The organism is Zoogloea dura, assembly GCF_012927165.1.
In the GTDB taxonomy this organism is placed as follows: Bacteria; Pseudomonadota; Gammaproteobacteria; order Burkholderiales; family Rhodocyclaceae; genus Zoogloea; species Zoogloea dura.
This window is the reverse complement of record NZ_JABBGA010000059.1, coordinates 1-5,321: the sequence shown is the minus strand read 5'-3', so window position 1 is coordinate 5,321 and position 5,321 is coordinate 1. Positions and strand designations below refer to the sequence as shown.

At 56.9% G+C, this 5,321-nt stretch carries 6 protein-coding genes and 1 pseudogene; 5 read left to right on the top strand and 2 right to left on the bottom strand.

All coding sequences use genetic code 11. The features are described from left to right. The 4 genes from HHL15_RS25860 to HHL15_RS25845 form a co-directional block, all read left to right on the top strand. Positions 1-214, top strand: a 214-nt coding sequence (locus HHL15_RS25860; RefSeq protein ID WP_169147169.1) for an ATP-binding protein, incomplete at its 5' end; no start/stop codon positions are given. A 117-nt stretch (positions 215-331) separates the two neighbouring features. After that, positions 332-940, top strand: a complete 609-nt coding sequence (locus tag HHL15_RS25855; RefSeq protein ID WP_169148654.1) for an AAA family ATPase — start codon at positions 332-334, stop codon at positions 938-940. Next, positions 940-1,800, top strand: coding sequence for a hypothetical protein (locus HHL15_RS25850; protein ID WP_169148653.1), 861 nt, complete (start codon positions 940-942; stop codon positions 1,798-1,800). Before HHL15_RS25855 ends, HHL15_RS25850 begins: the two co-directional genes overlap by 1 nt. A gap of 45 nt (positions 1,801-1,845) precedes the next feature. Continuing rightward, positions 1,846-3,600 (top strand): ATP-binding protein, encoded by a 1,755-nt coding sequence (locus tag HHL15_RS25845; RefSeq protein ID WP_169148652.1) that lies wholly within the window; start codon positions 1,846-1,848, stop codon positions 3,598-3,600. 51 nt (positions 3,601-3,651) lie between these two features. Here HHL15_RS25845 and HHL15_RS26700 read toward each other — a convergent pair whose 3' ends face one another. Then, positions 3,652-4,233: an antitoxin Xre-like helix-turn-helix domain-containing protein gene (locus tag HHL15_RS26700; protein ID WP_169148651.1), complete on the bottom strand. Its 582-nt coding sequence runs from the start codon at positions 4,231-4,233 to the stop codon at positions 3,652-3,654. On the opposite strand from HHL15_RS26700, the gene HHL15_RS25835 reads away from it, so the two are divergent. Next, complete coding sequence (locus tag HHL15_RS25835; protein ID WP_206198979.1) at positions 4,201-4,782, top strand: ATP-binding protein; 582 nt, start codon at positions 4,201-4,203, stop codon at positions 4,780-4,782. The two genes, HHL15_RS26700 and HHL15_RS25835, sit on opposite strands and share 33 nt — an antisense overlap. A 273-nt stretch (positions 4,783-5,055) precedes the next feature. Here HHL15_RS25835 and HHL15_RS25830 read toward each other — a convergent pair. Beyond that, positions 5,056-5,321: pseudogene (locus HHL15_RS25830) on the bottom strand (IS3-like element ISAzo10 family transposase); the annotation flags it as partial.

Sequence of the window (5,321 nt, the reverse complement as noted above, 5' to 3'; positions counted from 1 at the left end):
GCAGGCCGCCACCATCGTCACCAGCAACCTCGACTTCACCGAGTGGGACCAGGCCTTCCCGGGCAACCGGCTGCTCGCTTCGGCCACCGTCGATCGGCTGCGCCACAACGCCTATTGCCTGACCCTTGACGGGGCCTCCTACCGGGCCCCTCGACAGGGTCCAAACAAGGCCAAAACAGCACTTGCCAGCACCCCGAAAAACAACCAACCTTGAACCCCCGAAGACGTTCGTCAGAGCCTATTCAAACTGGCTCCTATATGCCGATCATCGGTGGCTCTATTGTGCCGGTCAGTGACACTCACAAGAAACGACGCAGCATGGTCCGACGGTATGGCCGCCTGGGAGGCTTTGCTCACCCGCCCGCAGGAGACGGTCGAACGCTGCAGCCACTGGATGCAGGATGTAGATCGCCTAAATTCCGGCTACGGCCTAGTGCGCACCGAAGTGCAGGAAATCGACTACAACACCGGCGCCCCACTTGGCCGGGTCAAACCGCGCATTTCCCTCGTCGATCAGGTCGGCCTGACGCATCAGGCGCTGGATGTGGGTGTCGGCATCTCGCAGGTGCTGCCCGTCGTGGTCGCCGCGCAGGATGACCGCGCCAGCATCGTATCCATCGAGCAACCCGAACTCCACGTCCACCCGGCGGTGCAAGTGGGTCTCGGTGACCTCTTCATCAACGGCGCCATCGAGCGAGGTCTCAGCTTCCTGCTCGAAACCCACAGCGAACACTTGATCCTGCGCCTGCTGCGCCGCATCCGTGAAGCTGCCCAAGAAGGCAACACCGAACACATCAACCCTGATCTGCTCGGCGTGTATTACCTCGCCAACGAAAACGGCCACATCATCGCCACGCGCCTACCGGTGAATTCCGAAGGCGATTTCGATACCCCGTGGCCGAAAGGCTTCTTCGAAGAACGCGGCCCGGAGCTCTTCTGATGATCAAGGAATTCGCCGTCGAGCCGAAGGCCATCGTCAGTAGCTACCGCGATTTCAGCTACGTCATCGAAAAATTCGGGGTTTGGGAAGGGCGGGTCATTTCAGAGTTCCCCAGCACGTGGAAGCGCTTGGTGTACGCAGCGGCGCAAAGCGCACATTCTGGTGGAGTAGAGCTAAAGCGCATTGAGGAGCGGCTCAGAACGCTACCCAAAGGCATCCTGATGGCAATGTCGCGCCCCGGAGCAAATGGTGAATGGCTGGAGCAGGCGCTGAATGAGCACAAACGCCGGCCGTTCGACTACATCCTCAGTCTGGCTGAAGTTAACATGCCGGGGTTCGTGCCCATCGATGATTTCGACGGCAATCACCAGTGCTTGGCGCATACGCGCGAGCAGATCATCAAGCGCGATCCCGCTGTGATGGCCAACGCTTGCGACTTCCTCCTCAAGACGGCAAGCCACGTCAAGTTGGTTGATCCTCATTTCGACCTGATGCACAGCCGCTTTCGTGAGCCGTTCCTGCAGTTTATTCAGCGCCTGCGACCAGGAACATTGATCGAGATTTTCCGGGATAGCGAGGTGAGCCCCGCAGCGCTACTCGAACGAGCCGACCGGCATTTGCCGAAAAGCCTGCCTAAAGACATCCGTGTCCGATTGATTATGCGACCAGATGACGATCCCATGCACAACCGGTTTTTGATGACGAATCATGGCGGCGTTCGTTTCGGGGTGGGGCTTGATGCAGCCGGAGAAGGAGCCGCTCAGGAAGATGAGGTTTCCCTCATGCTGGCAAACGTCTGGCAAGCCCGATGGACGCAGTACTTAAATGGCTGTGTCGTCGGTGAATGGGTTGGTGTCTGACAACATTGACTTCAACTTTGAAGAACTCACAGCAAAGAGATTTTCATGGCAAAGCGGTCCGCAAGATTTCAGGTCAGCTCCCGACTGGCTCATTTGCTCAGTCAGGAGTACTCATCTTCCGAGAAGGCACTGAAGGAGTTGGTCGACAATGCCTGGGATGCCGACGCGGATTTTGTGCGTATCTCTTTGCCCGAGCCACTAGCAGACACACCAATAGAGATCGTGGATGACGGTACCGGCATGACCGAAGCAGAGGTCCGTCGTCACTACCTGACTATTGCCGCAGACAGACGAATCGCTCGTGGAGAGCGGACTGCCGGGAAGGCGCGGCGAGTCAAGGGCAGGAAGGGGGTCGGGAAGTTCGCGGGCCTGATGGCAGCCTCTGAGATGCGTCTCGAGACTTGGGCTCGCGGAGTAAAGAGCAGTTTCGATCTTCGCTTGGTAGACCTTGCGGGTGTAGAAGATATAGAAAAGCTCCCCATCGAAATCGCGTCTGAGCAATGCTCGCAAGAAAGGCACGGTACACGAATCGTTCTAAGCGGTTTGCACGCGGGTTTCGCGATCCCCGACCCCAGGAAATTCCGGCAGATTCTGCTGCAGGAGTATGGCCGTGAGTCCGGGATTGTCATTTGCGTTAATGACAAACCACTGGGTGTTGATGATGTCGATGGGAGCTATCAGGACGCCTCGTTCCAGGTTGATGGCGTAGGCGATGTTCGCGTGCGTTTTTCGATTGCCGAGAACAAATCGGTATCGCGTGCGCCGGGAATTGTGCTGAAGGTGGATGGCAAGACCATCGGCAAGCCTTCGTTCTTTGGTCTGGATGAGCGTCACGATTTCCCGCAAAAGCTCTTGAAGAAGCTTTACGGCGAGATCGATGCAGACGGCTTGCATGAGCACGTCACGACTGGCTGGGACAGCATCATCGAGAACAGCGAATTGCTGGCTAAGCTGATCGATGCTGTGCAGCCTACGCTTATATCCGCATTCGAAACGCGCTATAGGCGCGATATTCAACTGGCTCAAGCGCGTTTAAAGCGCACGGTTCATGAGCGACTGGCCGAACTGCCGGAATACCGAAGGGAGTACGCGCAGCGCGCAATCGAAAAAGTGCTGGATCGCTTTTACGGAGATGCGCCGGAAAAGGTAGAACCGTACATCTTCGTCCTGCTTGAGGCGATTGAAAACGCCGACTACGGGACGGTTCTTCGTCACCTCGCGGAAGCCGAGCGCAGTGATGTTGTTGCGGTGGCTGAAGCGTTGGCAGATTTCGGCCTGGCTGATTTGGCTCACCTCGTCGAACAAGCCAAGGCACGGCATGCTTTTCTGGACAAGCTTGAGGCACTCGCGCACGACCCGAAGACGCTAGAAGTGCAAATGCACAAAGCCATAGAAAAGAATCTCTGGCTGCTCGGTGCGCAATACAGTCTGTTCAGCTCGAACAAGACGCTTACCCGTCAATCTGAGGACTACCTCGACAAGAAATTTACGGGACAACGTTCAAAAGATCGCCCTGATCTCTTGCTGAACGAAAACCTAGATGGGGCTGCGCTGCTGATCGAATTCAAGCGTCCAAAGCATCCCCTGAATTTTGATGACTATCAGCAGGCAACCGGATATCGCCATGACTTGAACAAGGTGATGAACAAGCCCATCGACGTGCTGGTGATGGGTGGCAAGCGTTCTCCGGATTTCCCACAGAAAGATCTTGAGCCCAATGTTCGCGTTTTGTCTTATCTGGATGTGATTGCCACGGCTCGACGTCAGATCGAGTGGCAATTGAAGATCAGCTTCTGCTGATCCCGGTTTCCACGTTACCTGGCAGGGTCTGGATGAGGGCCTGTCCGAACTTCACGCAAATACCGCGGCCTGCGACTGTGCCAACAACTGGGAAACAATCGTCTGCCCCACAAGCGTCTCCATGTAGTCTGCTGGCCTGCTCCCTCCCAAGGCAGGGATAGGTCGCTCAATCCAATCGCCAACCCATCGGGCCGCGTCAAACTCCTTTGGATCTCCCGAGTGTTCCACCATGACAGCAACCTGGCCGATCAGACGGAGTAGCCCGAGCACACGCTCAGATTGCTCCTGAGAGAGCATTGCGCGTTGACGTATCTTCCGTTTGACGGATGCATCAGGCAGGTTAAGCATGCCCAGCAGGCGTTCGCGCGAGACATGCATCGCCTCCACTAGCTCCAGGATACGGGAGGCCGCCACTCCGTTACGGATGAGGCGCACACGCTCCCCCTGCGAAGCTTGGTTCAGGCTTCTCGCCAACGCCATCATGTCGGGTTCCAAGGCCATCTCCGTTGCCGTGAAATCAGCGCCCGGGGGACGCACCAGTAACCCATCCGATACTACAGTATCTTCCCGCGCATACTGGGCAGCAACCATTTTCAATGGATGGCGATAGTTGGTCTTGCCGCGACCATCCATCCCGTCACCGCAAGGCCTGCTGAGGTAGCGGTCGCACTGGGCATGGGGGTGCTCTCCTCGCTACTGCTGGTCTCGGGGCGGAGTCTGCTCATCAGCCGCGGTCGAGGTCTCATGCTGCTAGCGGCCTACGCGTTGTGCGTCGCAGCCCTAGGGAATCAAGCCTGCAGGCAGGGGCTGACGGTGACGTTCGTTCGGTTGCCGCTTCTCCTTGAGGAACTGGCCATATCTCACGGAGATGGGAGTTTCTGCAAACGTCTGAGCGCGCTGGCCAAAGTGGATTTGTTAATCCTCGATGACTTTGGAATTTCAGTGCTGAACGCTATTGGGCGTAATGATTTACTAGAGGTAATTGAACAGCGCACCGGACATCGCTCAACGTTGATCACAAGTCAGTTGCCAGTGGATCGGTGGCATGACTATTTGAGTGGAGGCAATCCGACGATGGCTGATGCGATTCTGGATCGACTAGTAAGCGGAGCACATCGGCTAGACCTCAAGGGGGACTCCATGCGTCGGCTTAAGAGAAAGAACGACGCATCCAGTATATGAAAGCCTGAACGGATAACGGAACGCAGAGCCCGCCGACTTGGCGGGTTTTTATTGGAAAGGGTGGCGCCTTTGCCGATGGAACGGATGGCCTGGTTTAGTATCGTTACAGGTGGAGGTTTTCGATCGTTATGGGTGGCTGGGTTGTGGTGGAATACGCACGTAGAGCTTGTTCTTGTCCTTGAGCCGCTGGGTGTGGATACGCCGGGCACGTTCGAGCCTCAGAGCGGCAATCTCCTTCATGCCCGGCGCGCGTCAAGGTAGTTGTCGCCTCGGTCATGCAGCCAACTGTTGAGTATTCACGTCAGGCAAATGCGTCTTTATGACGGACTCACGTTCCGGGTTGAGCGTGACTGCGCCAATGGGCGACCAGTTGCGCGTATTGCCGGACCAACGCGCCGGGTTGAGTTCGCGAGCCTCGGTGTAAAGAGCATGCCTGGCAGCCAGAATCGCCTGATCCTCACCGGCATGGCGCTGGGCCGGACTGACGTAGCGGATACCGCTGTGACGATGATCGACGTTGTACCACTGGACGAAGCCGG

Coding starts and splice junctions, on each gene's coding strand:
- HHL15_RS25855 (WP_169148654.1), top strand. CDS start 332: ATGGCCGCCTGGGAGGCTTTGCTCACCCGCCCGCAGGAGACGGTCGAA.
- HHL15_RS25850 (WP_169148653.1), top strand. CDS start 940: ATGATCAAGGAATTCGCCGTCGAGCCGAAGGCCATCGTCAGTAGCTAC.
- HHL15_RS25845 (WP_169148652.1), top strand. CDS start 1,846: ATGGCAAAGCGGTCCGCAAGATTTCAGGTCAGCTCCCGACTGGCTCAT.
- HHL15_RS25835 (WP_206198979.1), top strand. CDS start 4,201: ATGGCGATAGTTGGTCTTGCCGCGACCATCCATCCCGTCACCGCAAGG.
- HHL15_RS26700 (WP_169148651.1), bottom strand. CDS start 4,233: ATGGATGGTCGCGGCAAGACCAACTATCGCCATCCATTGAAAATGGTT.